Source organism: Pseudomonas sp. MWU12-3088, assembly GCF_023242405.1.
Classification (GTDB): domain Bacteria; phylum Pseudomonadota; class Gammaproteobacteria; order Pseudomonadales; family Pseudomonadaceae; genus Aquipseudomonas; species Aquipseudomonas kribbensis.
In genome coordinates this window covers 268,407-292,549 of the sequence record NZ_JALJEA010000002.1, presented here as the reverse complement: position 1 = coordinate 292,549, position 24,143 = coordinate 268,407, and the positions used below count along the sequence as shown (strand labels likewise).

The 24,143-nt window shown below is 61.9% G+C and carries 23 protein-coding genes; 8 read left to right on the top strand and 15 right to left on the bottom strand.

The annotated features are described in order from the left end of the window. Window positions 1–5: 5 nt before the first annotated feature. Window positions 6–431: a hypothetical protein gene (locus M5B98_RS07095; protein WP_248742311.1), complete on the top strand. Its 426-nt coding sequence runs from the start codon at window positions 6–8 to the stop codon at window positions 429–431. Here the strand turns inward: M5B98_RS07095 and M5B98_RS07090 are convergent. Next, a complete protein-coding gene (locus M5B98_RS07090; RefSeq protein WP_248742310.1) occupies window positions 428–1,813 on the bottom strand; it encodes a GTPase/DUF3482 domain-containing protein in 1,386 nt (461 codons plus the stop codon). The two genes, M5B98_RS07095 and M5B98_RS07090, sit on opposite strands and share 4 nt — an antisense overlap. After that, window positions 1,806–3,179, bottom strand: coding sequence for a DUF2868 domain-containing protein (locus tag M5B98_RS07085; RefSeq protein WP_248742309.1), 1,374 nt, complete (start codon window positions 3,177–3,179; stop codon window positions 1,806–1,808). The genes M5B98_RS07090 and M5B98_RS07085 overlap by 8 nt, the downstream gene beginning before the upstream one ends. Before the next feature lie 85 nt (window positions 3,180–3,264). Between M5B98_RS07085 and M5B98_RS07080 the strand changes: the two genes are divergently transcribed. After that, a complete protein-coding gene (locus M5B98_RS07080) occupies window positions 3,265–3,777 on the top strand; it encodes a dihydrofolate reductase (protein WP_085709037.1) in 513 nt (170 codons plus the stop codon). Between the two features lie 88 nt (window positions 3,778–3,865). On the opposite strand, the gene M5B98_RS07075 is transcribed toward M5B98_RS07080, so the two are convergent. Continuing rightward, entirely contained in the window at window positions 3,866–5,257 is a 1,392-nt protein-coding gene (locus tag M5B98_RS07075) for an L-cystine transporter (protein WP_248742308.1), read from the bottom strand. Between the two features lie 241 nt (window positions 5,258–5,498). On the opposite strand from M5B98_RS07075, the gene M5B98_RS07070 reads away from it, so the two are divergent. Further along, on the top strand, window positions 5,499–6,554 hold the full coding sequence (locus tag M5B98_RS07070) for a haloacid dehalogenase-like hydrolase (RefSeq protein ID WP_114886132.1): 1,056 nt from the start codon (window positions 5,499–5,501) through the stop codon (window positions 6,552–6,554). A 61-nt stretch (window positions 6,555–6,615) separates the two neighbouring features. On the opposite strand, the gene ilvD is transcribed toward M5B98_RS07070, so the two are convergent. From ilvD to M5B98_RS07045, 5 genes are all read right to left on the bottom strand, one after another. Beyond that, window positions 6,616–8,457, bottom strand: coding sequence for a dihydroxy-acid dehydratase (gene ilvD, locus M5B98_RS07065; RefSeq protein ID WP_064380052.1), 1,842 nt, complete (start codon window positions 8,455–8,457; stop codon window positions 6,616–6,618). Between the two features lie 255 nt (window positions 8,458–8,712). Continuing rightward, window positions 8,713–9,945 (bottom strand): MFS transporter, encoded by a 1,233-nt coding sequence (locus M5B98_RS07060; protein WP_248742307.1) that lies wholly within the window; start codon window positions 9,943–9,945, stop codon window positions 8,713–8,715. Then, entirely contained in the window at window positions 9,938–10,894 is a 957-nt protein-coding gene (locus M5B98_RS07055) for a diiron oxygenase (RefSeq protein ID WP_248742306.1), read from the bottom strand. The genes M5B98_RS07060 and M5B98_RS07055 overlap by 8 nt, the downstream gene beginning before the upstream one ends. Next, the gene (locus tag M5B98_RS07050; protein WP_248742305.1) at window positions 10,891–11,964 is read right to left on the bottom strand and encodes a SagB family peptide dehydrogenase; all 1,074 of its coding nucleotides are present in this window, start codon (window positions 11,962–11,964) and stop codon (window positions 10,891–10,893) included. The genes M5B98_RS07055 and M5B98_RS07050 overlap by 4 nt, the downstream gene beginning before the upstream one ends. Before the next feature lie 445 nt (window positions 11,965–12,409). Further along, complete coding sequence (locus M5B98_RS07045) at window positions 12,410–13,606, bottom strand: class I SAM-dependent rRNA methyltransferase (RefSeq protein ID WP_085709044.1); 1,197 nt, start codon at window positions 13,604–13,606, stop codon at window positions 12,410–12,412. A gap of 266 nt (window positions 13,607–13,872) precedes the next feature. Here M5B98_RS07045 and M5B98_RS07040 point away from each other — a divergent pair, with 266 nt between their 5' ends. The 3 genes from M5B98_RS07040 to M5B98_RS07030 all read left to right on the top strand — a co-directional run bounded on the left by M5B98_RS07040 (window position 13,873) and on the right by M5B98_RS07030 (window position 15,916). After that, window positions 13,873–14,685 (top strand): HDOD domain-containing protein, encoded by an 813-nt coding sequence (locus M5B98_RS07040; protein ID WP_162803536.1) that lies wholly within the window; start codon window positions 13,873–13,875, stop codon window positions 14,683–14,685. A 27-nt stretch (window positions 14,686–14,712) separates the two neighbouring features. After that, complete coding sequence (mutM, locus tag M5B98_RS07035) at window positions 14,713–15,525, top strand: bifunctional DNA-formamidopyrimidine glycosylase/DNA-(apurinic or apyrimidinic site) lyase (RefSeq protein WP_085731547.1); 813 nt, start codon at window positions 14,713–14,715, stop codon at window positions 15,523–15,525. A gap of 67 nt (window positions 15,526–15,592) precedes the next feature. Then, window positions 15,593–15,916, top strand: a complete 324-nt coding sequence (locus tag M5B98_RS07030) for a multidrug transporter (protein ID WP_085731548.1) — start codon at window positions 15,593–15,595, stop codon at window positions 15,914–15,916. Window positions 15,917–15,954: 38 nt separating this feature from the next. Here M5B98_RS07030 and M5B98_RS07025 read toward each other — a convergent pair whose 3' ends face one another. The 5 genes from M5B98_RS07025 to M5B98_RS07005 form a co-directional block, all read right to left on the bottom strand. Next, complete coding sequence (locus tag M5B98_RS07025) at window positions 15,955–16,206, bottom strand: YfhL family 4Fe-4S dicluster ferredoxin (RefSeq protein ID WP_003195146.1); 252 nt, start codon at window positions 16,204–16,206, stop codon at window positions 15,955–15,957. A 102-nt stretch (window positions 16,207–16,308) separates the two neighbouring features. Then, window positions 16,309–16,788 carry a pantetheine-phosphate adenylyltransferase gene (coaD, locus tag M5B98_RS07020; protein WP_007953414.1) on the bottom strand — a complete coding sequence of 160 codons (480 nt, stop codon included), beginning with the start codon at window positions 16,786–16,788 and terminating at the stop codon, window positions 16,309–16,311. A gap of 115 nt (window positions 16,789–16,903) precedes the next feature. Next, window positions 16,904–18,499: a GMC family oxidoreductase gene (locus tag M5B98_RS07015; RefSeq protein ID WP_248742304.1), complete on the bottom strand. Its 1,596-nt coding sequence runs from the start codon at window positions 18,497–18,499 to the stop codon at window positions 16,904–16,906. A 41-nt stretch (window positions 18,500–18,540) separates the two neighbouring features. Further along, a complete protein-coding gene (locus tag M5B98_RS07010; protein WP_248742303.1) occupies window positions 18,541–19,086 on the bottom strand; it encodes a twin-arginine translocation pathway signal protein in 546 nt (181 codons plus the stop codon). Between the two features lie 24 nt (window positions 19,087–19,110). Then, window positions 19,111–20,541, bottom strand: a complete 1,431-nt coding sequence (locus tag M5B98_RS07005) for a coniferyl aldehyde dehydrogenase (protein WP_248742302.1) — start codon at window positions 20,539–20,541, stop codon at window positions 19,111–19,113. Window positions 20,542–20,687: 146 nt separating this feature from the next. On the opposite strand from M5B98_RS07005, the gene M5B98_RS07000 reads away from it, so the two are divergent. Together M5B98_RS07000 and M5B98_RS06995 are read left to right on the top strand one after the other, a co-directional pair. Further along, window positions 20,688–21,359 carry a TetR/AcrR family transcriptional regulator gene (locus tag M5B98_RS07000; RefSeq protein WP_065258928.1) on the top strand — a complete coding sequence of 224 codons (672 nt, stop codon included), beginning with the start codon at window positions 20,688–20,690 and terminating at the stop codon, window positions 21,357–21,359. Window positions 21,360–21,386: 27 nt separating this feature from the next. Continuing rightward, window positions 21,387–22,241, top strand: a complete 855-nt coding sequence (locus tag M5B98_RS06995; protein WP_248742301.1) for a sulfurtransferase — start codon at window positions 21,387–21,389, stop codon at window positions 22,239–22,241. Between the two features lie 6 nt (window positions 22,242–22,247). Here the strand turns inward: M5B98_RS06995 and M5B98_RS06990 are convergent, their stop codons facing one another. Both M5B98_RS06990 and M5B98_RS06985 read right to left on the bottom strand, forming a co-directional pair. Further along, complete coding sequence (locus M5B98_RS06990) at window positions 22,248–23,078, bottom strand: AraC family transcriptional regulator (protein WP_248742300.1); 831 nt, start codon at window positions 23,076–23,078, stop codon at window positions 22,248–22,250. A gap of 4 nt (window positions 23,079–23,082) precedes the next feature. Continuing rightward, window positions 23,083–24,099, bottom strand: a complete 1,017-nt coding sequence (locus tag M5B98_RS06985; RefSeq protein WP_248742299.1) for a hydrolase — start codon at window positions 24,097–24,099, stop codon at window positions 23,083–23,085. Window positions 24,100–24,143 lie beyond the last annotated feature (44 nt).

Sequence of the window (24,143 nt, the reverse complement as noted above, 5' to 3'; positions counted from 1 at the left end):
CACGGATGCGTTTTTTGAAAGTGATTGCCCGTGATCGATCGGGCAGCGGCGCAGGAGGCACTGTCCAGCTGCGCTTTCATGACAGCGAACAGGATTGGCGTGAAGCCTCTGCCCGTGAAGTTGCGCAACTGCGTAGCTTCACCCGAACCTATCTGAAATGCGCCTGGTTCAACGCGGCCGATGAGGACGTGCGACATCTGCGGATCTTCGCTCTGAACTCCCGCAGCGATGGAACGCCGGAATCAGTAAGGCTGCACTTTCATCAGGGCGAAACCATCGCTTACAAGGCCGCCGTCCACGACCTGGATAACGATGGCCGCTTCGAGGTTGTCCTGAGTTCGGACGTCGACAACGACGGGCGCGCCAATCGTACGGATCGCAGCCGCGTGACGGCGCTGGTCAAACAGTTCCTCAAGCTTGGCTGGTTCTAGAGTTCGAGGACCTTGCTCACAAGCTCATCGATCTGTTCCTGACGCTGAGCCTGATTCAGTTTCGGATGCGGATTGAGCGACGACCACTGCGGGTGGGCCCGGGCGATATTCAGCGCTTCCGGCAGCTTGCCTTCGCGCCAGGTCTTGTCCTGCGGCGTCGCCACCTGAACGGCATCCATCGCTGCATGACCACGGGCATTCAGCGCTTGCAGCAGTTGCCGCTGACGCAGAGCCAGCAGGCGCAGCACGTTGTCGTCGACCGTCAGTTCACGCTGTCCCTTGATCTTGCCCAGTAACCGATTGCCATAACTGCGGGCGGTTTGCAGAGCGCCGCCAGCAATCGCGCCGGCCAGTGCGGCAGCGCCAAGGGTGATGCCGCCCACCAGCAAGTCCACCCCCGCACCGGCGGCTGCACCGGCCGCAATTCCGCCGCCAACCCGCACGCCCAGTTGCTTGAGGGTTTCCGGGTTGAACAGGTCGTCGCCCCAGCGGCCGTCGAGCAGCGGCAGATCGCTGGCGGCGGCGTCTTGCGGGCGGAAGGCGTAAAGCTTGAGCAGCGCTTCGACGCATTTCTGCTCGCGTTGGCGCACGGCTTTGCGCAGTTCGCTGATGGCTTGTTGTTCCTGCTCGGCGTTGCTCGCCACGCTGCGTCTGCACGCGGCGCAGTCGATCAACAGTTCGGCGATCAGGCGTGCGGCGCTTTGCTCGCGGGCGAGGCGTTGGGCCTGTTGATCGGCGATCAGCCGTTCAAGTTGCGGGCGGGCGTTTTCCAGCAACAATGCGAGGCTTTCATACAGTCGCCGCTCACCGTCCTCGGGCGGGGCGACGCTGTCGAAACGCACCAACGCATGCAGCCCCAGACGCGCCAGCGCTTCACGCCAGTCCGGCTCGCGGTGGTTGGCGCTGCTGACGAAATTCAGCACCGGCAGCAATGGTTTTCCGCAACTGGCCAGCACTTCCAGTTCGTCGCGGTACTTGGCCAGCACCGGTTCCCGGGCGTCGATCACATACAGGCCGGCATCGGAGTCGAGCAGTTGCCGCAGCACTTTGGCTTCCTGTTCGAAACGCTGGCGCGCTTCGCTGCCGTCGAGAAACCGCGCCAGACGCGCCGGGCCGTCGAGGCGTTCGCCGGGACGTTCCAGACGCTCGAGAAAATCCAGCAGGGCGATGGCGTCTTCCAGGCCCGGTGTGTCGTAGAGGTCGAGCAACGGCTCGCCATCCACCGACAACCGCGCGCCTTCGACATGCCGCGTGGTGCTCGGCCGATGGGACACTTCGCCGAAGCCGACGTCGCGGGTAAGGGTGCGCAACAGCGACGTCTTGCCGACGTTGGTGTGGCCGACCACCGCCAGTTTCAGCGGCGCTTTCCAGGCATCAGTCATGTCCGTGCTCCAGCCAGTTCAACGGGGCGCAATCGGCGAACTCCAGCTCAAGCTGTTGCAGCGCCACGTGCCAGTCGCCCAAACGCTCGGCGTCCAGCGCCTGTCCTTGCGGTGCCTGCAACAGCCAGACCCGGGTCGCGGCGGCATTGCGCGCCAGTTCGGCGATCAGTGCCAGGCTGCCGCGATCCGGCGAGCGCCGTGGGTCGCAGGCAATCGCGAGACGCGCCGGCGGGAAACGGCTGAGCTGTTCGAGCAGTTTGTTGCGCGACTCTCGGCTGTCGAGGATGCCGGCGTTGCTGACGTTTTTCGGCAGCGTAGGTGGCCACGGGTGTTGATCGTCGAGTTCGATCGCCACCAGCAACGCGCCATCGCTGGCGAGTTCGCCGACGGCGCTTTCGACGCGGTGCAATTGCGCAGGCTCGGGGTCGGTGATGCCGAGGCGTTCGCTGGTCGGCATCAGGCGTTCGCGCAGTTGAGCGTAGCCGGGCAGGTTCAGGTCCAGGCGCAACGCGGCTTTACCGCTGCTCCAGCGCCAGAAGCAGAACAGCGCCAACAGCAGACGCGGCAGCACGCCGTACACCACCAGCACGCCGACCAGCCAGGTTGCCCAGGCCTGACGGGCGCTTTCGATGTTCAGCGCGGTGTCGCCGCTGGCGCGGATCATGTCCACGGTCGGTACGTTGAAACCCAGCAGCGCCGGCAATGCGCCGAGGGCCTGGGTCATGTTGATGAAGGTGTTGGCACTGAGAATCGTGGTTTCCCAGACGAAGCCGTAGCGCCGGGTCGCCATCAGCGTCAGCAGCAAAACCAGCGCACTGATCATCGCCAGCAACCACAGGCCATTGACCAGCGTACCGAGCGCCCAGCGATTGAGTTTCTGGCGTTGCAGCATCAACAGCAGGGCCGGCGCCAGTTGTGCAGCCTTGGCGTCGCGGGCGAGTTTTTCACTGAGCCACAGCCACAAGCGGCCAAGGGTGGCGCCGTGTTCACCAGCGAAGATCAGCCCCAGCGCCCAGCTCAGCAGCAGAATCAGATTCAGCCCAAGCAGACTGCCCAGCGCCCAGAACACATTGACCGGCGTCTGGCCCAGTGCGGCGAAGGCCAGACCGGCGCCGCTCAGTACCGCGAAGATCGCCAGCAGCACCAGCGCCAGGCGCGCGCCTTGCAGCCAGTGCCTGAGCGCCGAGGTCAGACCATCGCGCTCGGCCAGCCACAGGGCCCGGCGTTGAATGCGTCCCGGCAGATCGCCGCCGGCCGCGCGGGCCAGGCGATTGGCTTCCTGATCGTCCAGCGGGCCTGCGTGTTCTTCGCGCAGGCGCACGGTTTCGGTGAGCCAGAGGTTTTGCAGTGGAGTCAGTTCAGTCACGCGGCATCCCGATGCTTGATTGAGCCGTGAGCATAACCGCTGTGGCGCTTATCGGGGTAAGCGCGGCTCTGGTATCCTCGCCGGCATGACTAAATCACTCCCCCTCAGCCTGATCGCGGCCCTCGGTGAAAACCGCGTGATTGGCGTCGACAACAGCATGCCCTGGCACCTGCCGGGGGACTTCAAATACTTCAAGGCCACGACGCTCGGCAAGCCGATCATCATGGGTCGCAAGACCTGGGATTCGCTGGGTCGTCCGTTGCCGGGCCGTCTGAACATCGTAGTCAGCCGTCAGGCCGATCTGGTGCTGGAAGGGGCGGAAGTCTATCCGTCGCTGGAAGCTGCCGTGGTTCGCGCCGAAGAGTGGGCGAAAGAGCAGGGCGTCGACGAGTTGATGCTGATTGGCGGGGCGCAACTGTATGCGCAGGGACTGGCCCAGGCGGATCGTCTGTATCTGACCCGTGTGGCGCTGAGCCCGGAAGGCGATGCGTGGTTTCCGGAGTTCGATCTGAACCAGTGGAAACTGGTGTCGAACGTGCCGAATCCGGCTGAAGGCGACAAACCGGCTTACCACTTCGAAGTCTGGGAAAAAGCCTAAGAGCATCGCTGGCAGGCCAGCTCCCACATTGGAATGCATTTCCCTGTGGGAGCGAGCCTGCTCGCGATAGCAATCTGTCAGACGCTACTTATGCCTGAGCAAGCTCCGCATGCTCATCGGCATCCAGCAGGGCCTTGTCGGTCTGCTGCATCACCTGGCTGGTAATCGCGCCAGCGGTGATCGAACCGCTCACGTTCAGCGCCGTACGACCCATGTCGATCAGCGGCTCGACCGAAATCAGCAACGCCACCAGCGAAACCGGCAAGCCCATGGCCGGCAGCACGATCAGTGCCGCGAAGGTCGCACCGCCGCCCACGCCCGCCACACCGGCCGAACTCAGGGTCACAATCGCCACCAGCGTCGCGATCCACAGCGGATCCAGCGGGTTGATGCCGACCGTTGGCGCAACCATCACCGCCAGCATCGCCGGGTACAGGCCAGCGCAACCGTTCTGGCCGATGGTCGCACCGAACGAGGCGGCGAAGCTTGCCACCGATTGCGGAATGCCCAGACGACGGGTCTGCGCTTCGATGCTCAGCGGAATGCTCGCGGCGCTGGAGCGGCTGGTGAAGGCGAACGTCAACACCGGCCAGATCTTGCGGAAGAAACGCAGCGGGTTGATCCCTGCCGCCGAGACCAGCAGGCCATGCACGACGAACATCAGGCCCAGGCCGAGGTAGGACACCACCACGAAACTGCCGAGCTTGATGATGTCCTGCAGGTTGGAACCGGCCACCACTTTGGTCATCAGCGCCAGCACGCCGTACGGGGTCAGCTTCATCACCAGGCGCACCAGGCGCATCACCCAGGCTTGCAGGGTGTCGATGGCGTTGATCACTTTCTGACCTTTCTCGGCGTCATCCTTGAGCAGTTGCAGCGCGGCAACCCCCATGAACGCGGCGAAGATCACCACGCTGATGATCGAGGTCGGCTTGGCCCGTGCCAGGTCGGCAAACGGGTTCTGCGGGATGAACGACAGCAGCAGTTGCGGCACATTCAGGTCGGCGACCTTGCCGGCGTAGTCGGTCTGGATGGTTTGCAGACGGGCCATTTCCTGCGTGCCGGCGACCAGACCTTCGGCGGTCAGGCCGAACAGGTTGGTCAGGCCGATGCCGATCAGCGCCGCAATCGCCGTGGTGAACAGCAGCGTGCCGATGGTCAGGAAGCTGATCTTGCCCAGCGACGACGCGTTGTGCAGACGGGCTACGGCGCTGAGGATCGAGGCGAACACCAGCGGGATCACGATCATCTGCAGCAGCTGCACGTAACCGTTGCCCACCAGATCGAACCAGCCGATCGAGGCTTTCAGCACCGGGTTGCCGGCACCGTAGATCGTGTGCAGCGCGACGCCGAACGCCACGCCCAGCACCAGCGCGAGCAGGACTTTTTTCGCCAGGCTCCACGAGGTGTGGCGGGTTTGCGCCAGGCCGAAGAGCAGGGCGAGGAACACCAGCAAGTTGAGAATCAGGGGCAGATTCATGAGGACTCCAGAAAAGACTGTGCCAACAACCTTCCGGGGCTGTTGCGAACCGGCAAGCCTAACAGTTTGATTTCCAATGATTTAATACCGAAATCAAAGGTCGTCCGTCGTTTTTGGAATAAGCGGGTGTCGCTCTCGGGGATGCAGTTGGCGCAAAAGGGACGTGGACAGTCGCTGACAGACGGTAACTGTCACACTGATTTGTTAGCGTCGATCTCTTTCAATCGGGGAGAAACGCAGAATGAAGTTCGCACCTAAATTGCTGGCTGCCGCACTCTGCTTCGGCCTTGTTGGCCAAGCGTTCGCCACTGACCTCAAGCACTGGCCGGCGGACCAGGCCAAGGCACTGGACGCGATGATCGCGGCCAACGCCAACAAGGGTAACTACGCGGTGTTCGACATGGACAACACCAGTTACCGCTACGACCTCGAAGAGTCGCTGCTGCCGTTCATGGAAAACAAGGGCCTGATCACCCGTGACAAGCTCGACCCGTCGCTGAAGCTGATCCCGTTCAAGGACACCGCCGACCACAAGGAAAGCCTGTTCAGCTACTACTACCGCCTCTGCGAAGTCGACGACATGGTCTGCTACCCATGGGTGGCGCAGGTGTTCTCCGGCTTCACCCTCAAGGAACTCAAAGGCTACGTCGACGAACTGATGGCCTCGGGCAAACCGGTGCCGGCGACCTATTACGAAGGCGATGTGGTGAAGAACATCGACGTGCAGCCGCCGAAAGTCTTCACCGGTCAGGCCGAGCTGTACAACAAACTGATGGAGAACGGCATCGAGGTCTACGTGATGACCGCCGCCTCCGAAGAACTGGTGCGGATGGTCGCGGCCGATCCGAAGTACGGCTACAACGTCAAACCGCAGAACGTGATCGGTGTAACCACGTTGCTGAAGAACCGCGAGACCGGTGAACTGACCACCGCACGCAAGCAGATCACCGCCGGCAAGTATGACGAGAAGGCCAACCTCGGCCTCGAACTGACCCCGTACCTGTGGACCCCGGCGACCTGGATGGCCGGCAAGCATGCGGCGATCCTGACCTACATCGACGAATGGAAAAAACCGGTGCTGGTGGGTGGCGACACCCCGAGCAGCGACGGCTACATGCTGTTCCACAGCGTCGACGTGGCCAAGGGCGGCATTCACCTGTGGGTCAACCGCAAGGACAAGTACATGACCCAGCTCAACGGCATGATGGCCAAGCACGCGGCGGCCCAGGCGAAAGAAGGTTTGCCGGTGACGGCGGACAAGAACTGGGTGATCGTGAAGCCGGAAGAGATTCAGTAAGCCTCAAGGCAAAAAAATGCCCCGCACTTGGCGGGGCATTTTTGTTTCTGCGATTTGACCCTTACAGGCCGTCGAGCATCGCCTTGTTACGCACCGCACCCTTGTCGGCGCTGGTCGCCAGCAGGGCGTAGGCCTTGAGGGCGGTGGTCACTTTACGTGGACGTTTCTCGACCGGTTTCCAGCCTTTCTTGTCCTGCTCGACACGGCGTGCCGCCAGTTCTTCGTCGCTGATCAACAGGTTGATCGAGCGGTTCGGAATGTCGATCAGCACCTTGTCACCGTCCTGCACCAGACCGATCGCGCCGCCGGCCGCGGCCTCTGGCGAAGCGTGGCCGATGGACAGCCCGGACGTACCGCCGGAGAAGCGGCCATCGGTCAACAGGGCGCAGGCTTTGCCCAGGCCCTTGGACTTCAGGTACGACGTCGGGTAGAGCATTTCCTGCATGCCCGGGCCGCCTTTCGGGCCTTCGTAGCGAATGATGACGATGTCGCCTTCCTTTACTTCGTCGGCGAGGATGCCGCGTACGGCGCTGTCCTGGCTTTCGAAGATCTTCGCGTTGCCTTCGAAGACGTGGATCGATTCATCGACGCCGGCGGTTTTCACCACGCAGCCGTCCAGGGCGATGTTGCCGTACAGCACGGCCAGGCCGCCTTCTTTCGAATAAGCGTGCTCGAAGCTGCGGATGCAGCCGTTTTCACGGTCGTCGTCCAGGGTTTCCCAACGGGTCGACTGGCTGAACGCGGTTTGCGTCGGAATGCCGGCCGGGCCTGCCTTGAAGAAATGGTGCACGGCTTCATCGTCGGTCTGGGTGATGTCCCATTTGGCGATGGCTTCTTCCATGCTGCGGCTGTGCACGGTCGGCAGGTCGGTGTGCAGCAGGCCGCCACGGGCCAGCGAACCGAGGATGCTGAAGATGCCGCCGGCGCGGTGCACGTCTTCCATGTGGTACTTCTGGATGTTTGGCGCGACCTTGCACAGCTGCGGCACCTTGCGCGACAGACGATCGATGTCGCGCAGGTCGAAGTCGATCTCGGCTTCCTGGGCGGCGGCCAGCAAATGCAGGATGGTGTTGGTCGAACCGCCCATGGCGATGTCGAGCATCATCGCGTTCTCGAACGCCTTGAAGTTGGCGATGTTGCGCGGCAGTACCGACTCGTCGTTCTCGCCGTAATAGCGTTTGCACAGTTCGACGATGGTGCGGCCGGCCTGCAGGAACAACTGTTCGCGGTCGCTGTGGGTGGCCAGGGTCGAACCGTTGCCCGGCAATGCGAGGCCCAGGGCTTCGGTCAGGCAGTTCATCGAGTTGGCGGTGAACATGCCGGAGCACGAACCGCAGGTCGGGCAGGCGCTGCGCTCGTACTCGGCAACCTTCTCGTCAGAAGCGCTGGAGTCGGCGGCGATGACCATGGCGTCGACGAGGTCGAGACCGTGGCTGGCCAGTTTGGTCTTGCCGGCTTCCATCGGGCCGCCGGAGACGAAGATCACCGGGATGTTCAGGCGCAGGGCGGCCATCAGCATGCCCGGGGTGATCTTGTCGCAGTTGGAGATGCAGACGATGGCGTCGGCACAGTGGGCGTTGACCATGTACTCGACGGAGTCGGCGATGATCTCGCGGCTCGGCAGCGAATACAGCATGCCGTCGTGGCCCATGGCGATGCCGTCGTCCACGGCGATGGTGTTGAATTCTTTCGCCACGCCACCGGCCCGTTCGATTTCACGGGCAACCAGTTGGCCCAGATCCTTCAGGTGAACGTGGCCCGGTACGAACTGGGTGAAGGAGTTGGCAATGGCGATGATCGGCTTCTTGAAGTCGTCATCTTTCATCCCGGTGGCGCGCCACAGTGCGCGGGCGCCGGCCATGTTGCGGCCGTGGGTGGATGTTTTCGAGCGGTAATCTGGCATGGAGCACTCCGGGCGGCTAATCAGGTATCAAAAGGGAGTGAGCTTCTATTGACGTCTGGAACACTCAGAAATGGCCGTGTGTCCTGAAGTTGCCGATGACGTTGCGGGATCGCCGCTGGTCTCAGCCTGAGCTCATAAACCCGCCGGGGATGAATGGCGATGAATCTCGCGATTCTACACCGCTGGCGTCAGGAGGGAATGGCGCAAAACGTTGTTCCAGTGCTGACGCCGCGTGCGGAATGACGACTGGCAGGTTTAGTCGCCACCCGGCTGTGCGATGGCATCGGCTTGCAGGACTTTGGCGCGACGGCTGATCCGGTTGTTCAGCGCGAGCGCCACACCACTGAGCAAGACAAAGGCGTAACCCAGGGTGGATTGCAGATTGGCCGGGCTCAGGCTGATCAAGGCGCTGATCAACCCGCCGCAGATGAAGATGATCGTGCTGCCGGCCGAGGCCGAGGTGCCGGCGTTGTCCGGAAACAGGCTCATGGCCCTGGAGGTGGCTGCCGGCCGGGCAATGGTGGTGCCGGCGGTGCAGATCAGCATCGGGATCAGCACGGTTGCCGGAGCCAGAGCGAAGTTCGACGACAGATACAGCATGGTCACGCCGGCGAACAGGATCAGGCTCAGACCGACGACCATCTGCTGGCCGCTGCTGATGCGCCTGCTCAGCACGCTGGCGAGAATGCCTCCGGTGACGTAAGCCGCACCATAGATCAGCAGGATCAAGGAGAACTCGTAGGCGGACAATTGCAGCCGGTCCATGAAGATCAGCGGCGAGATTACGATGAATGAAAAGTGGCAGGCGAACGCAAATGCCGAAATCAGCCAGTAGCCGACGAAGTCGAAATCTCCCAACACCCGTCGGTAAGCCGTGAGGAAGTTTGTGCGTGTGCCGCGGGTGGTTGGTCGGGTGTTCTCCAGAAACAGCCAGGCCTTGAGCAGTACGACAGCTGATAACGCGATGAACACCCAAAAGCTGCCACGCCATCCCAGTGTTGCCTGCAGGAACGTACCGGCAAGAGGCGACACCGAGATGAAAATCCCGCCGGCGGTCACCATCAGGATTCGCAGGCGATCGCGTTCCTCGCCTTCGAACAGATCCTGGACCAGCGCCTGGGACAGCACGAAGCAACCGCAGCCCAGCGCCTGCACGACCCGGAACATCAGGAACAGCGAATAATCAGTGGTCATCACGCAGCCGAGGGCGCCGAGCATTGAAACGCTCATGCCGGCGAGCAACAGGCCCTTGCGCCCGATCACATCCGACAGCGGCCCGATCAGCAACTGGGCGAAAGCGATGCCGACGGCGAACAGGCTGATGGACAGCGCGATGTCGGCCGGGGTGCTGCGAAAGTGTTCGGCCAGTGCCGGGAACGAAGGCAGCAGGACATCCAGCGGAAATACGCCCAGCAGCACCATCGCCAGCAACAGGCTGACGGCCCCGCGACGCTGTCGGGTCGTCACCCCGGATTTTCCTTTATCCATCGATCAATCCCGCCCTGGCGAAAAGTATCTGGTTGTAAGGTTCTTCGAAAAATCCGGCTTTCCTCAGTGCATTCAATGTGGCGATGCCGCCTGTTCGGGCACGTCGTCTGGAGGCTTGCACTGTTGTCAGGCTGTCGAGTATTTCAAGCACGGCACCGTCGGCAATTCCGGCATCACACAGGCTTTGTCGCAGCCACTGTTCATCGGTTTCGAAGAAAATCCCGATGATCTCGAGCAGGGTGGTGGCGGCGAACGTTCGTTGCTGCAGCCCCAGACGCAACCAGAGGTAATGGAACACTTCGGTGAAGTAGCGACTGTGTCGCGCCTCGTCGGTGAGGTGATCGCGCAGCATGTCGTTGACCCCGGACACCAGGCTGTCCCGGCAGACGTCGAGCAGTTCCCGGGCAATGATGGTTTCCGACACGAAGCCGAGCAGAAACCCTGTCAGCGGTCGCTGCTGCGGAAGGGTTTCGTCGATCAGCCTGATCATGCGAGTGATCCGCCTGGGCATCGCCGGGCGCCCGGTGATGCCGTAGAACCCGGCGATCTGTTCCGCGACCTGATTTGAGAACAGGGCGTGGTAGCCCTCATCGGTGTAGAGCTGCAGCGCGGCGGTTTTCATGGACGGCGGAGCATCGACCGGCAGTTCGCCGTGGACGATGACTTCCACGGCGCGATTGACAATGCGATGTTCGAGCAGGGTGGTGTAGTCGAGAAAGTGCACCAGATGATTGGCCGTGAGCCGGTGCACTATCGAGCGGCCCGCGGCTTCGATGGCCGGGTGGGCGAGGTAGGGCAGAAATGCCGGCGGGAACCAGTGACGGGTTTCCAGTTGTTGCACTACGTCATCCGGCAAACGGTAATTGTGGGCGCTGGTACGCACCGACGCGCGAGTGCTCCAGTCACCCAGCGAAAACTCGAATGCCGGGTCTTGGGAGAGAAGGCTCATGCTGGCGTCTCGCGCAGCAGGTCGCGCATTTCCTGGCACATCGCCTGACCGTCGCTTTCCCCGCAACCGACGAAGAACAAGGGTTGTTCCGCACTGTTCTCGAGTTTCAGCAACGTCTCGACCTGGTCGTCGGAAAACGCACCGGTCAGCCAGGTGTTCATGCCCAGGGCGGTGGCCACCAGTTGAAACGTCTGTGAGAGGTGCCCGGCTTCGACGAATGCCATTCGATAGGCGCGCGAGTGCGGGTATTTCCACCAGAGCCTGTCGAAGCGGGCCGTGATAAACAGGCCCAGTGGCAGGTTATTGATGAAGTGCTGACCTCCCAGCAGATTGCCCAGTGCTGTGTCGGGCCTGGGGTTGATGAAGCTCAGGGCGTGTTCCGCCGGGTGATAGGCGTATATGCCGGGTGGCAGTCCGTCGACGTTCTGCACCAGCACAACCCCCGCGCAGGCATTGAGGCCGCCCCCGGAAGGGCTGCCGCGTCGCGCGCCAAGCCCTTCGGCGATGCTGTCGTCACAGTCGGCTTCGCGTTCTCGCAGGTAACCGAGGGACAGGTATAGCAAGGTGCCGACGTCGCCCAGCGGCACCGCAGCGCCGGTGAAGGATCGGCAAGTCTTTCGCCGGATCAGTGAGCCTGACAGGCTGTCGTCCTTCAGTGCCAGTGGTGCGGGCAGGGCGATGAGTGCGTTCGGGGCGGTGTCCACAGGGACATCGGCCGGAGGCGACGTGGCAAGCACGGTGTTGCAGTGTTCGAGGTATTGCCTGGACCATTCCCGAATATTTCGAGGCGTGTGTTTGCAGGGAATATTCCGGGTGCCGATATGGTAGATCCTGGACAGTTCATCCCAGCCCCAGACCGGCGCTGCGATTTTTGTAGAAGTCAGTATTCCGGCATTTAGAAGTTGCGCGTCTATTGTGTTGTCGCTGTCATATAAGGCTGGTTCGTGAATAAGTTGTGCGAGTCGAAAAGAGTATTTGAGGTCAAGTTCGTGCTGAGTATGGTCTTTGTAGTTCCAGACTATCTGGCCGGGCGTTCGTGGCAATATGAATAAATAAGGGTTTATATGCATGTTGGGGCACGCTGCTCTGGATGAGTGTTTTGCCAGAGGCGCTGGGTAGCCGGCATACCCAGCGCCCACCTTACTTATCGGGCTTTAGGTGCGACCAGAAAAGCCAGGTTTGCGAGGGTGCGGGATTCCAGAGTAATTGCTTTCATGATTGAACTCCTTGTTCATTGTTGCTTCGTGGTTAGTTGGTGCCACCTTCGTGGTGACGACTTAATAATAGTTTGTAATGGATTAATCGCAAGCAAATATTAAGTAGGAATAATCCAGTAATTTTGTCGGAGTGATCTTTGGCTGGAAGTAAATGTGTAAGTTAAATTCCAGTAAATAAAAGAGTTAAGGAAATATCCTGCACGCCGGCAGGACAATAAATGTAGGAAAGCAAAGCTCAAGACAAAAAAAGGGGGAGCCCGCGGGCTCCCCTTTCGACAGCATCAATGACGTGCGTCTGTCAGCTGTTCGGCAGCAGACGGCAGGTGATGCTCTTGATGTAGCGGGTTTCTGCAATGGCCGGGTGCACCGGGTGATCCGGGCCCTGACCGCCGCGCTCCAGCAACTGGATGTTGCGGTCCAGGTGGCGGGCGCTGGTCAGCAGGATGTTCTGCAGATCGTCTTCCGGCAGGTGCATCGAGCACGAAGCGCTGACCAGGATGCCGTCCTTGTTGAGCAGGCGCATGGCTTGCTCGTTCAGGCGACGGTAGGCACCTTCACCGTTTTTCATGTCCTTCTTGCGTTTGATGAACGCAGGCGGATCGGCCACGATCACGTCGAAGCGTTCTTCGCTGGCCTTGAGTTCCTTCAGGGCTTCGAAAACATCGCCTTCGATGCAGGTCATCTTGTCGGCGAAGCCGTTCAGCGCGGCATTGCGCTCGACGCCGTCGAGGGCGAAGCCCGAGGCATCGACGCAGAACACTTCGCTGGCGCCGAACGCGGCAGCCTGCACACCCCAGCCACCGATGTAGCTATAGAGGTCCAGCACGCGTTTGCCTTTGGCGTAAGGCGCCAGGCGTGCACGGTTCATGCGGTGGTCGTAGAACCAGCCGGTCTTCTGGCCCTGGATCACCGGCGCTTCGAATTTCACGCCGTTCTCTTCCAGAGCAACCCACTCCGGCACCAGGCCGAACACGGTTTCGGTGTAGCGCTCCAGACCTTCGGCGTCACGGGCGGCAGAGTCGTTCTTGAACAGAATGCCGCTCGGTTTGAGCACCTGGGTCAGTGCCGCGATCACGTCATCTTTATGGGCTTCCATGGTGGCGGAAGCGATCTGCACCACGAGGATGTCGCCGAAACGGTCGACCACCAGACCCGGCAGCAGGTCGGAGTCGCCGTAGACCAGGCGATAGAACGGTTTGTCGAACAGGCGCTGACGCAGGGACAGCGCCACGTTCAGGCGGTGCACCAGCAGCGACTTGTCCAGCGGCAGCTTGATGTCGCGCGACAGCAGGCGGGCGCAGATCAGGTTGTTCGGGCTCATGGCCACGATGCCCAGCGGCTTGCCGCCGGCGGCTTCGAGGATGGCCTGGTCGCCGGCCTTGAAGCCGTGCAACGGGGTGGCGGCCACGTCGATTTCGTTGCTGTAGACCCACAGGTGGCCGGCGCGCAGGCGACGGTCGGCGTTGGCTTTGAGGCGCAAGCTAGGCAGGGACATGACGTCGCTCCGGAAAAAAGAGCGGGAGTATACCGTGTTGCGACGCAGGCGGGTTCGGTGCTGGACATGTGGCGCACAGGCGTGGCGCGCAAACGGACGAAGGCAGAATTCTGTCCATGGTCTTGAATGAAAGTTTCCGCCGATCTGCCCCTGATGTGTCGTTCGTCGGTTTTTAGGGGTTAGAATCGCCGCCTGTCCAAGAGTATGTACTTATGTCCCAAGAGCTGACCACCGAACAGATTCAACAATCCCTGCAAGGCATCAGCGTGCCGGCGCAACCGCAGATCATGGTGGATCTGCAAATGGAGCAGTACATGCCCGACCCGGACCTGGAGACGATCGCCAAGCTGATCTCCCAGGACCCCGGCCTGTCCGGCTCTCTGCTGAAAATCGTCAATTCGCCGTATTACGGTCTGAGCAACAAGATCACCTCGATCAAGCGCGCGGTGAACCTGCTGGGCAGCCGCTCGATCATCAACCTGATCAACGCGCAGTCGATCAAGGGCGAGATGAACGACGACACTATCGTCACGCTCAACCGTTTCTGGGACACCGCCCAGGACGTGGCCATGACCTGCCTGACCCTGGCCAAGCGCGTCGGCACCGAGGCGAGCGACGAGGCCTACGCATTGGGCCTGTTCCATGACTGCGGCGTGCCGCTGATGCTCCAGCGTTTCCCGGATTACATGACGACGCTCGAAAAGGCCTACGCCAACGCAAGTGCCGAACGCCGGGTCGTGGACACCGAGAACGATGTCTACAACACCAATCACTCGGTGGTCGGTTACTACACTGCCAAGTCCTGGCGCCTGCCGGAGCACGTCAGTGCGGCCATCGCCAATCACCACAACGCCATGGCGATCTTCAGCGACGAGACTTCGCGTAACAGCCAGATGAAAAACCTGCTGGCGATCCTGAAAATGGCCGAGCACATCTGCGCGTCGTACCGGGTGTTGGGCAACCAGAGCGAAGATTTCGAGTGGCAGGCGGTCGGGCCGCTGGTGCTTGAATACATCGGTCTTTCGGATTACGACTTCGAAACCCTGAAGCAGACGATCCGCGAACTCGGCGCACACTGATCAAGACACTCAAGATTCGAGACGCTCATGCCTGAATTGCCGGAAGTCGAAACCACCCGTCGCGGGATCGCCCCGCACCTGGAAGGCCAGCGCGTCAGCCGGGTGATCGTGCGTGACCGGCGGCTGCGCTGGCCGATTCCCGAAGACCTCGATGTGCGCCTGTCCGGGCAGCGCATCGTGCTGGTCGAGCGGCGCGCCAAGTACCTGCTGATCAATGCCGAAGTCGGCACACTGATCAGCCATCTGGGCATGTCGGGAAATTTGCGGCTGGTCGAGGTCGGGATGCCGGCAGCCAAGCATGAGCATGTGGATATCGAACTGGAGTCGGGCCTGGCCTTGCGCTACACCGATCCGCGACGTTTCGGCGCGATGCTCTGGAGCAACGATCCGCTCAATCACGAATTGCTGATTCGTCTGGGGCCGGAGCCATTGACCGATCTGTTCGACGGCGAGCGGTTGTTTCAGCTGTCACGCGGACGTTCGATGGCGGTCAAGCCGTTCATCATGGACAACGCGGTGGTGGTGGGGGTCGGCAATATCTACGCGACGGAAGCGCTGTTCGCCGCCGGCATCGATCCGCGCCGCGAAGCCAAGGGCATTTCCCGGGCGCGTTATCTGAAGCTGGCGATCGAGATCAAACGCATCCTCGCCGCCGCCATCGAGCGCGGCGGTACCACGTTGCGTGACTTCATCGGTGGCGACGGGCAGCCGGGATATTTCCAGCAGGAGCTGTTTGTCTACGGTCGTGGTGGCGAACACTGCAAGGTTTGCGGTACGGGCCTGCGGGAAGTGAAGCTGGGCCAGCGGGCCAGCGTTTTCTGCCCGCGCTGCCAGACCTGACGAAAAGCTGAAAAAGTCCTACGGTCTATAGTGAGTTGTCTCACTGTTCAGCCCGAAGGATCGTGCCATGAAGTCCTCGCAAGCCCTGCTCCTCGCACTGCTGCTGTGCTCCAGCCTGACCGTTCAGGCCACGGAGGGCGGCAGCGGTGATCCGCGTTACGCCATCCAGAACCCACCGGCCTACGCCATGATCGGCGATCTGCTGATTGCCCGCCCCTTGCTGGTGGCGGCGACAGTGATCGGTGCAGGCGTGTTTGTGGTGTCGTTGCCGTTTACCGCGCTGGGTGGCGGCGTCGGCGATGCGGGGGAGGCGCTGGTGGTGGCGCCGGCGAAAGCGGCGTTCGTGCGTTGCCTGGGCTGCACAGGGGAGGGATTCGAGCAGCGCGAATGACGCGATCGCAGCCGGGAGCTGCGATCGGATTCAGTGGCTCAAGCCTTGCCGGTGATCTTGCGGTACTTCTCCATCAACTGTTCTTCAGTCTCCGGATGGGCTTCGTCCAGTGGAATGCAATCCACCGGGCAGACCTGCTGGCACTGCGGCTCGTCGTAGTGGCCGACGCACTGGGTGCACAGGTTCGGGTCGATCACGTAGATCTCTTCGCCTTGGGAAATGGCGGCGTTCGGGCACTCGGGTTCGCAGACGTCGCAGTTGATGCAATCGTCGGTGATGATCAGGGACATGCTAACTCCAGCCGGGGCGGGGAGCCCGGGCGCTATGAATCAATGCGCGCAATTGTGCCGCATTGGCGCCCGCAGTGCACGCGGGCGCCGTTTGAACGGTCGTTACTTCTTGAAGCGCAGGGTCAGGGCTTCGGCCACCGCCGGGTGGACGAACTTGCTGATATCGCCGCCCAGGGCTGCAATTTCCCGCACCAGTGTCGAGGAAATGAACGAATAACGCTCGGACGGGGTGAGAAACAGGCTCTCCACATCCGGCGCCAACTGACGGTTCATGTTGGCCAGCTGGAATTCGTATTCGAAGTCCGACACCGCGCGCAAACCACGCAGGAACACGTTGGCGTTCTGCTCCTTGGCGAAATGCGCCAGCAGCGTCGAGAAGCCGACCACTTCCACGTTCGGCAGGTGTTTGGTGACCTCGCGGGCCAGCTCGACCCGTTGTTCCAGCGGGAACAGCGGATTCTTCTTGGGGCTGGCGGCGACGGCGATGATCACATGGTCGAACAGGCGCGAGGCGCGTTCGACCAGATCGCCATGGCCCTTGGTAATAGGGTCGAAGGTACCTGGGTACAACACTCGGTTCATCGCGTCGTCCTGGCGGGAATCCGTTGGGGAGTCGGATGGTATCGCAGCCGTCCCGGTCGGCCAAGTCGCCTTTTGGGTAAGAAAGCACTATGGACGGTACGAATCTTCGGCTTTTTCACGGGTTTTTCAGCCGTTCGCCGAGGGACGTCGCCAGTTGCGCCGTCAGACCATACACCGACAATTGCGGGTTGGCGCCGATGCTGGTGGGGAACAGCGAGCCGTCGTGAATCGACAGATTGCGCAGCTGATGATGGCGACCCAGGCTGTCGGTGACGGCGCTTTTCGGGTCTTCGCCCATCGCACAACCGCCCATGACATGGGCGCTGCCCAAGCGGGTGCGGTACAGCTCCAGGCTCAAGTCGTCGATCATTTTGCGTGCCTCGGCCAGGCTGTTCACATAACGGGCATCGGCGTGCATCGGCATCACCGCTTTGGCGCCGCCGGCGAACTGGATTTCGGCCATGACGTGGAAGGCCCGGCGCAGACCGTCCCAGGCGTATGGCGAAACCTGATAATCGAGTACCGGCGAACCATCACCGCGCAATTCGACACTGCCGCCCTGGCTGTCCTGATGAAACCCGTCACGCAGCAGCGCCAGCATGGCGTGGGTGTGCGGAAGATCCGCCATGTGCTGTGCATTTTCCTGGCCGAAGCCGCCGAGCAGGGTGGCGGCCAGCGCCGGGTGCAACGGCGGCACTTCGAGTTTGAAGGCCATCGGCCCGGTGGTGCCGTCCTTCCACTGGAAATGGTCGGAGTAGATCGACTGCGGCGCTCCGTAAAACGGGTTGATGACCTCGTCGAAGCGCCCGGCAGACATGTTCACCGGGTGCAGAAAGGTGCGTTTGCCCAGGCGTTGATGCGGATCCGGCGCATCCGAGCGCAGTAGCAGGGCAGGGCTGTTGATGCCGCCGCCGGCCAGCACGTAATGGCGGGCCTTGACCGTGATCTTGCGCCCGGTCGGCTCGACGCAGCGTTCGTCCATAGCCACACATTGCAGCCCGGTGACCTTGTCGCCGTTGATCAGCAGTTTTTCGGCGCGGGCCAGATAGAGCAGTTCGCCGCCCTTTTCCAGGGTCGCAGGAATGGTCGTAACCATCATCGACTGCTTGGCGTTGGTCGGGCAGCCCATGCCGCAGTAGCCGAGGTTCCAGCAGCCGCGCACGTTGCGCGGGATCACGTGCCAGCTGTAGCCGAGTTGTTCGCAGCCTTTGCGGATTACGTCGTTGTTGGCGTTGGGCGGCACCATCCACGGGGCGACGCCGAGGCGTTGCTCCATTTTTTCGAACCACGGCGCCATGTCGGCGGGGCTGTGGCCTTTGACGTTGTGTTCTTTGGCCCAGTGTTCGAGGGTCGGCTCGGGCGTGCGAAAACTCGAAGTCCAGTTGATCAGAGTTGTGCCGCCGACCGCACGACCCTGAAGGATGGTGATCGCGCCGTCCTTGCTCATGCGGCCGATGCCTTCCTGATAGAGGCTACTGTAGGCCTTGTCTTCCAGCATCTTGAAGTCGCTGCTGGTCTTGAGCGGGCCTTCTTCGATCAGCAGCACCCTGTAGCCGGCGGCGCTGAGGATTTCCGCCGTGGTGCCGCCGCCGGCACCGCTGCCGATGATGGCTACGTCGGTTTCCAGGGTCAGGTCATCGGACAGTTGCGCACCGTTGTAGGTTTTCCAGCCACGGGCAAGGCCTTCGCGAAACGGGTCGGGTACGGGCATCAATCAGGCTCTCTTATTATTGTTCGGAGGCGTCGCAGGTCTTAAACCGTGGGCGGGCCGGGATAACCGCAGTGCGCCCAGGATTCGGTGCGGGTGTACCAGGCCATCATCACCATTTGCTGCAGGGAGCTGTGGCCCATGCGCAGCAGGCTCAACGAGCTGTTTTCCCAGCGCTCGAGAAAGTGACGAATCGCCTCGGGGCTGGCGTTTTCCCAACTGCCCCAGATGCCGGTCAGCGGTCCCCGGGTTACGGCCATGCCCAGCACGTCGAACAGTTGCCGGGTGAGCTTGAGCATTTCTGGCGACAGGTGATCGAGGCTGTAGTCCAGGGATTTCAGGGTTGCGTCGACAGCGGCAGGCATCTTTTCCACCGCGACGGCGCCATCGAGCATCACCGGAATCAACGCACGCAGAAACAGCAGGTCACCGCTGCGCAACGCGGCGAATCCGTTGGCCGATACGCTCGACGAACAGCCGCTGAGGCTGGCGCCAAGGCCGGCGGTGGCGAGGAAAGCCGTGGCGCCGAGGCTGAATTTCAGCAGGCCACGGCGCGAGAGGGCGGGTGTTTCGGTCAGGCTTGGGTGCATTGTTGTTATTACCCGGCGGTGACGTTAGCGAATGAACAGTTTCTGGATCAGTTTCTGAATGGATTTGCCGTACGGCGGGTAAATCAGCTTCGCCGCGTTGAAGCGCTGTTTAACCAGCACACCTTTGGCCTTGCTGAAGGTCAGAAAACCTTCGTGTCCGTGGTAATGCCCCATCCCCGACGGCCCGATACCGCCGAAGGGCATGTCGTCCTGAGCCACATGCAGCAGCGTGTCGTTGAGGCAGACGCCGCCGGAGTGGGTTTCGTGGAGCACGCGGTGCTGTTCGCGTTTGTCGTAGCCGAAGTAGTAAAGAGCCAGAGGACGTGGGCGCTGATTGATGTAAGCAAATGCCTGATCCAGGTCCCGGTACGGCACGATCGGCAGCAGCGGGCCGAAGATTTCGTCCTGCATCACTGTCATTTCGTCGCTGACATTCAGCAGCAGGCTGTGAGGCATGCGTCGGCCCTGGCCTTGCTCGAACAGCGGAATCAGCAGCGCGCCCTTGCTGGTGGCGTCGCTGAGGTAGCTGTTCAGTCGCGCCAGTTGGCGTTCGTTGATGATCGCGGTGTAGTCCGGGTTGTCGGCGAGGGTCGGATAAAACCCGCGCACGGCCTGGCGATAGGCTTCGACAAAACCGCCGACACGTTCTTCCGGCACCAAGACGTAGTCCGGCGCCACGCAGGTCTGGCCGGCGTTGAGGGTCTTGCCGAAGGCGATGCGTTCGGCGGCGTCCTTGAGCGGTACGTCGTGGGAAACAATGGCCGGGGATTTGCCGCCCAGTTCCAGGGTTACCGGCGTGAGGTTTTCCGCCGCCGCGCGCATCACGTGTTTGCCGATGCTGGTGGCGCCGGTGAACAGCAGGTGATCGAAGCGCAGTTTCGAGAAAGCCACGCCGACATCGGCCTCGCCGAGTACCACGCAGACCAGGTCTTCAGGGAAGATCCGCGCCAGCAATTCCTTGAGCAGCAGGCCGGTGGCCGGGGTCGATTCGCTGAGTTTGAGCATCACCCGGTTGCCCGCCGCGAGGGCTCCGGTCAACGGGCCCATGGCCAGAAACAGCGGGTAGTTCCACGGCACGATAACGCCGACTACGCCCAGCGGTTGGTACACGACTTTCGCCGACGCCGGCTGGAAGGCGACACCCACCTTGCGCCGCGAAGGCTTCATCCATTGGCTGATATGCCGGCTGGCGTAATGAATGCCGTGCAGGCTCGGCATCAGCTCGGCGAGCAGGGTTTCATCGGCGCTGCGATGGCTGAAATCCGAACTGATCGCCTCGACCAGTGCCTGCCGTTCGCTGCTCAGCAGATCGCGCAAGGCCTTGAGCCACTGCTGACGCTGGGCGGCAGGCGGCATCGGGTTGGCGGCGTAGGCGGCGCGCTGCGCGTCGAACAACCGGTTGAGCTCTTCCAGCGGCTGTTGCAACGATTGCAGGTAGGCAATATCGGCGGTCATTGTCGGCTCCGGATTTGTTGTCGTGAGGAACTTTCTAGAGTCTATGCTCTAGAAAGTCAAATGACTTCCTTGGGCATCATGGTTTTATCCCGTTCCGGTTAGGTCGTAAGATGCCCCCCAACGCACTCTGAATTAAAGCTCAAGCCATGGCCCCACGGATCAAAACCAGCGAGCGCATCGTGCAGAACAGCCTCGAGCTGTTCAATCAGCAGGGCGAGCGCAGCATCAGCACCAATCACATCGCGGCCCACATGGAGATTTCTCCGGGCAATCTGTACTACCACTTCCCCAACAAGCAGGCGATCATCGCCGTGTTGTTCAGTGAGTACGAAAGCCTTGTGGACAGCTTCCTGCGCCCGCCTCAAGGGCGTGCGGCGACGGTCGAAGACAAGCGTTTCTACCTCAAGGAATTGCTGTCGGCGATGTGGCGCTACCGCTTTCTGCACCGGGATCTCGAGCATCTGCTCGACAGCGATCCGGACCTGGCCGCACGTTACCGGCGCTTTTCCCAGCGCTGCGTGATTCAGGGCGCGGCAATCTATGAAGGTTTCGTCGCCGCCGGCATCCTGAAAATGGACCGGGTGCAGATCGAATCCCTGACCCTCAACGCGTGGATCATCCTCACTTCCTGGGTGCGTTTTCTGTGCACGACCCGGGAAAACTCCAATCACCTCAGCGAGCAGGCCATTAAACGTGGCGTGTATCAGGTGCTGGTGCTGGAAGCGGGGTTTGTCACCGAGCAGGCCCGGGATGAGGTCAACGCACTGTTCGAAGAATTCTACGTACCGTTGGCCCAGGCCCTCGAAGAAAGGTCCTGACCCATCCGCTCACAGGAGTCGTTCGCTATGCCGATTGCGCAACTGATCAGCCCGACCACGCTGGATGCCCGCAAGGAGCAACCGGGGCTGGTGATTCTCGATTGCCGTTTTGCCCTCGAAGACCCGGATTACGGCCAGCGCAGCTATGCCGAAGGGCACATTGCCGGGGCGAGTTTCGCCGATCTTGAACGTGACCTGAGCGGACCGGTGACCAAGGGCGTGACCGGACGCCATCCGTTGCCGGAGCCGGCGGCGTTGATCGAGCGTCTGCAAGCGTTCGGCATCAACAACGACAGCGACGTGGTTCTGTATGACGACGGCCCCGGTGCCTACGCGGCGCGGGCCTGGTGGTTGCTGGCGTGGCTGGGCAAGCGCGACGGTGTGTTCATTCTCGATGGCGGGCTCAAGGCCTGGCATGCGGCGGGGCTGCCGCTGAGCCTGGATGCGCCTTCGGTGGCGCGCGGGACGTTCAGCGGACGCCCGGACAAGCATCTGCTGCTCAGCGCCGAGCAATTGCAGCAGCGTCTCGGCCAACCGGCCCTGACCCTGCTCGATGCCCGCGCCTTGCCGCGCTTCAAGGGCGAAGTGGAACCGATCGACCCGATTGCCGGGCACATTCCCGGCGCGCAATGCGCGGCGTTCACCGACAACCTGGGCAGTGATGGACGTTTCCTGCCGGCGGATCAACTCAAGCAGCGCTTTGCCGCGAAACTCGGTGAGCGTTCGCCGAACGATCTGGTTGCTTACTGCGGCTCCGGGGTGACGGCGTGTCACAACCTGTTTGCCCTGTGTCTGGCAGGTTATCCGCTGGGTACGCTGTATGCCGGATCGTGGAGCGAGTGGATCAACGAGCCTTCGCGTGGTATCGCCACGGGTGAGTAAGCGCGTTCAGCGGTCCAGCCGCGCACTGCGATAGGCCGCTGGCCCTACGCCGTAAACCTGTTTGAACTGCCGGCTCAGATGACTCTGGTCGGCAAAGCCCAGTTGCGTGGCGACTTCCACCGGCAGGCAGCCGCTCTGCAACAAGCCCCGCGCGCAGGCGATCCGCTGTTGCATCAGCCAGGTGTGCGGCGGCATGCCGGTGGCGCGGCGGAATACCCGGGCGAAGTGGAAGGGCGACAGGTTCACCGCCGCCGCCAGTTCTTCCAGCGAGGGTGGCGCCGCCAGTTGCGCGTGCAGCAACTCCTTGGCCATTACTACTGCGCGGTGCTCTTTTCCGGGTTTGCCGTTGATCTGCACCGCTGCGTGGCGTTGCAACAGCAGCATCATCATTTCGCGCCAAACGGTTTGCTGCTGCAGCGCGGTGGCGGGGCTTTCCAGCAAGCGGTGCAACTGGCTGAAGCCGTTGACCAGATCCGGGTCGCGGTACAGCGTCGCGCCAAAGGCCGGCATCGGCGCGGTCGGCAGTTCCAGCTCTTCAAGCAGCGAGACAATCTTGTCGGTATCCGGATAGAACGCCCGGTACAGCCAGCCGTCCTCGGTGCCTTTGTGGCCGGTGTGCAATTCATCCGGGTTGATCAGCACCAGCGTGCCGCTGCCCGCCAGGTGTTCGGCACCGCGATAGCGGTAGCGCTGGGCGCCGGCCATGATCATGCCGATCACGTAGCCGTCGTGGACGTGCGGGGCGAAACGATGCTCGATGTAGCGCGCCGAGAGCAGCTCGACGCCGGCCAATGGCGCGGTTTGCCAGAAACGGATCGACTCGCCCTGATCGCTCATGACCTCACTCGCGCCCCGTTTCGGCCAGCCATTGGGGAATGCGCCGTTCCAGGTAATAACCCGGTTGGCGGAACGAGCCATCGACGAAGCCCACATGCCCGCCCCGGGCCTGCAATTCGAATGCGGTCGAGCTCGACAACTCACTGGCCGAAGGCAGGCTGTGGGGGAACACGAACGGGTCGTCCGCCGCTTGAATGATCAGGGTCGGTGTACGGATTTCCCCAAGAAAGTAGCGGCTCGACGCACGGCGATAGTAATCCTCGGCATCGGCAAAGCCATTCAGTGGCGCAGTCACCCGGCCATCGAAATCCCAGAAGGTGCGCATGTTTTCCAGCGAGCCGAGGGCGGCCAGTGCGGCAAGACCATCCTCGCGCCCGTCGTGCTGGAACTGGCGCTGCTTGTTCTTGATGTAGGCGACCATTTCACGCATGAAGTGCGCCTGATAGACCTTTGAAAACCCCTGGCCGATACGGTCGGCGCATTGATCCAGTCGAAACGGCACCGACACCGCCACTGCGCCGAGCACGCCGCTGGCGCTGCCGGTTTCCCCCAGATGCTTGAGCAGCACATTACCGCCGAGGGAATAGCCCACCGCATACAGCGGCGCCAATGGTCGCTTGGCTTTCAGGTGTTTGATGGTTTCGGCGAGGTCTTCGCTGGCGCCGGAATGGTAGCTGCGCGGCAACAGGTTCGGCTCGCCCGAGCAGCCACGCCAGTTCAATGCGACGCTGGCCCAGCCTTGGGCGGCGAGCGCTGCCTGGATTCCGGCGACGTAAGGCGAATTGGAAGAACCGGTCAGCCCGTGCAACACCAGCACCAGTGGCGCTTCGGCGCTGTGCGGGCCGTGCCAGTCGAGGTCGAGAAAGTCGCCGTCCTCCAGCCACAGGCGCTCGCGCTGGCGATCAAGGTGTACGGTTTTGCGCCACAGCGGCCCCCACAAGGTTTGCAGGTGCGGATTGCCGAGGCCGAAGGCGGGTGTGAAACGAAAACCGGATTCGGAAGGAGGAAGAGGTGCGCGCACGGTAAATCTCGACGGTGTCATGCATGAAGTGACAGTCATGTAGA

Excerpts from the sequence above, each read along its gene's own strand:
- M5B98_RS07080 (WP_085709037.1), top strand. The coding sequence starts at position 3,265 with ATGACTAAATCACTCCCCCTCAGCCTGATCGCGGCCCTCGGTGAAAAC.
- M5B98_RS07015 (WP_248742304.1), bottom strand. The coding sequence starts at position 18,499 with ATGCCCGTACCCGACCCGTTTCGCGAAGGCCTTGCCCGTGGCTGGAAA.
- ilvD (WP_064380052.1), bottom strand. The coding sequence starts at position 8,457 with ATGCCAGATTACCGCTCGAAAACATCCACCCACGGCCGCAACATGGCC.
- M5B98_RS07030 (WP_085731548.1), top strand. The coding sequence starts at position 15,593 with ATGAAGTCCTCGCAAGCCCTGCTCCTCGCACTGCTGCTGTGCTCCAGC.
- M5B98_RS07025 (WP_003195146.1), bottom strand. The coding sequence starts at position 16,206 with ATGTCCCTGATCATCACCGACGATTGCATCAACTGCGACGTCTGCGAA.
- M5B98_RS06995 (WP_248742301.1), top strand. The coding sequence starts at position 21,387 with ATGCCGATTGCGCAACTGATCAGCCCGACCACGCTGGATGCCCGCAAG.
- M5B98_RS07070 (WP_114886132.1), top strand. The coding sequence starts at position 5,499 with ATGAAGTTCGCACCTAAATTGCTGGCTGCCGCACTCTGCTTCGGCCTT.
- M5B98_RS07095 (WP_248742311.1), top strand. The coding sequence starts at position 6 with ATGCGTTTTTTGAAAGTGATTGCCCGTGATCGATCGGGCAGCGGCGCA.
- M5B98_RS07000 (WP_065258928.1), top strand. The coding sequence starts at position 20,688 with ATGGCCCCACGGATCAAAACCAGCGAGCGCATCGTGCAGAACAGCCTC.
- M5B98_RS07010 (WP_248742303.1), bottom strand. The coding sequence starts at position 19,086 with ATGCACCCAAGCCTGACCGAAACACCCGCCCTCTCGCGCCGTGGCCTG.
- M5B98_RS07050 (WP_248742305.1), bottom strand. The coding sequence starts at position 11,964 with ATGCATATAAACCCTTATTTATTCATATTGCCACGAACGCCCGGCCAG.
- M5B98_RS07045 (WP_085709044.1), bottom strand. The coding sequence starts at position 13,606 with ATGTCCCTGCCTAGCTTGCGCCTCAAAGCCAACGCCGACCGTCGCCTG.
- M5B98_RS07075 (WP_248742308.1), bottom strand. The coding sequence starts at position 5,257 with ATGAATCTGCCCCTGATTCTCAACTTGCTGGTGTTCCTCGCCCTGCTC.
- mutM (WP_085731547.1), top strand. The coding sequence starts at position 14,713 with ATGCCTGAATTGCCGGAAGTCGAAACCACCCGTCGCGGGATCGCCCCG.
- M5B98_RS07090 (WP_248742310.1), bottom strand. The coding sequence starts at position 1,813 with ATGACTGATGCCTGGAAAGCGCCGCTGAAACTGGCGGTGGTCGGCCAC.
- M5B98_RS07060 (WP_248742307.1), bottom strand. The coding sequence starts at position 9,945 with ATGGATAAAGGAAAATCCGGGGTGACGACCCGACAGCGTCGCGGGGCC.
- coaD (WP_007953414.1), bottom strand. The coding sequence starts at position 16,788 with ATGAACCGAGTGTTGTACCCAGGTACCTTCGACCCTATTACCAAGGGC.
- M5B98_RS06990 (WP_248742300.1), bottom strand. The coding sequence starts at position 23,078 with ATGAGCGATCAGGGCGAGTCGATCCGTTTCTGGCAAACCGCGCCATTG.
- M5B98_RS07005 (WP_248742302.1), bottom strand. The coding sequence starts at position 20,541 with ATGACCGCCGATATTGCCTACCTGCAATCGTTGCAACAGCCGCTGGAA.
- M5B98_RS07055 (WP_248742306.1), bottom strand. The coding sequence starts at position 10,894 with ATGAGCCTTCTCTCCCAAGACCCGGCATTCGAGTTTTCGCTGGGTGAC.